1 protein-coding gene is annotated in these 1887 nt (G+C 45.4%); it reads left to right on the top strand.

The features are described 5' to 3' along the window. Positions 1 to 77: 77 nt before the first annotated feature. Positions 78 to 1745: a diguanylate cyclase gene (locus tag ACQY6Q_RS10680; protein WP_427981212.1), complete on the top strand. Its 1668-nt coding sequence runs from the start codon at positions 78 to 80 to the stop codon at positions 1743 to 1745. The last annotated feature ends 142 nt before the right edge of the window (positions 1746 to 1887 follow it).

Below are 1887 nucleotides of genomic sequence, written 5' to 3'. Positions count from 1 at the left end.
AAATGTAGTCATAAAGTTAACACTTTAAATTGATTTTCTGCGTGGAACGAGACGCTGGTATATAAACTTAGATACCTATGAGTAAACCTAACTTGCAACATTTTTGGTGCTTTTTGCTGCTTCTTTGGACATTTAGTCCGTTTGCCCATAGCGCTGAAATTGCGTTGGATTCCCCCTATTTATTCCATGCCGATGCGAAACAGCTCCCTCCCGAGCATTTTAATGACGTGACCCAGTGGATGGGGCAACTTGAGGAGGCTCGTTCAGTCAGCCTTGCGGGCGGTGATTATTGGATGGTATCACCGGTAATGGTCAATAGTCGTCAAAGCCATTGGGTGGTGGATGCCAGTAATTCGATTGTGGAATCCGTCGATTATTGGTTACTTGGCAGTGATGGCTCAGTGCAAACGGCCCACAGTGGTTACTATGCGCCCTATGAATTTTTATTCGATTACGGCCGTAAAGTGCGGCTGAATATGGGGACCGATTATTGGTTAGTGACTCGCCTCAGTAGCCGCTATTATTCCTCCGCGCCTGAATTGGCGATAGAGTCGGAAGAAGTGCACCAGTTAACCAACGACCGTGTGGCCATGGCGATACTGATTTGTTTAGGGGGATTGCTCTTTATCGCTCTATACAATCTACTGATTTACATCTCTATTTTTGATAAGGCCTTCTTATACTATGGTCTTTATGTATTGACCTATTTTGGTGGCTGGGCACTGACCTTCCATTTACCGGCGCATCTATTTAACTTCCATCAGCTTGAATTACATCATCTGTTTTTTATCAGCTTGCCGATATTTAACATCATGTTCTACAAGCACTTCTTACAGTTACCTAGCTATTCGCCTAGATTATGGCGGCTTAGCCAATATTTATTAGTCGCGTGTATTTTAGCCTTGCCGACCAGTATTTGGTTATTGCCCTATACCGCGATTATTGCCTCTGTCTTAATCATGCTGTGGATTGCGTTAGCGATCACCTGTGGCAATGTGTGCTTGATGAAAGGCTTTGCCCCCGCGCGCTATTTCATCATGGCCTTTAGTTGTTTGCTGTTGCCTGCGGTGATTATTCTTCCAGGCAATATGGGGATCACCCCTGATTTTATTGAACATGCCGAGTTTGCGACACTACTGGGTGGCACTGTGGATGCTTTGCTGTTATCCCTTGCGTTAGCGAATAAGCTCAAACTGTTGGCTGAAGAGCGCAAGGCCCACATTGAAGAACTCGGTATCGCTTGGGAGAAGGCCAGACTCGATGGTTTAACTCGAGTCGGTAATCGTTATGCCTTTGATGAATATATGAATTCGCAATTAACCTTTGCCGATAAGGTTGTACAACCAACGGCCTTGGTGCTGCTTAATGTCGACAGCCTTAAAATGGTGAACGATACCTTAGGGCATCAGGAAGGAGACCGTTTACTGCAAAATCTAGTGCAGTTTTTGCAGGCGACCAATATTGCTCACCTTAAGATTTACCGGATCAGCGGCGATGAGTTTGTGCTTATTCTGCCCGCAAATGGCATGGGGACCTTAACCAGCAGCTTAAAGGGATTAACGGCGCAATTTGCCGCCGAAGGCTTAAAGGATTGTCAGTTTAGTTTTGGCTTTGCCACCAATAGCGATGTGGCCGAACCCCACGAGTGGCTACGCTGCGCCGACAGCAATTTGTATCAGTCGCGAATGGAAAAGCGCCGCCAGGAATATGCCGATACCCGCGCGGGTGAGATAGTGTCTATTTAAAAGAGTGTCAATTTAGAAGAGTGCCTATTTAAAAGAGTCTCGATTTAAAAGACGGCCTATTTAAATTTGAATACACAATATCTAGATAAAAAAGGGGCTGCATAACGCAGCCCTTTAGCATTTAGGCGAAGTCTTTTTCGCC

It is taken from the genome of Agarivorans sp., assembly GCF_050295395.1.
Classification (GTDB): Bacteria; Pseudomonadota; Gammaproteobacteria; order Enterobacterales; family Celerinatantimonadaceae; genus Agarivorans.
This window is presented reverse-complemented; position numbering and strand designations above follow the sequence as displayed.

Bases quoted from the DNA above. Each gene is read 5' to 3' on its own strand.
- ACQY6Q_RS10680 (WP_427981212.1), top strand. From the start codon at position 78: ATGAGTAAACCTAACTTGCAACATTTTTGGTGCTTTTTGCTGCTTCTT.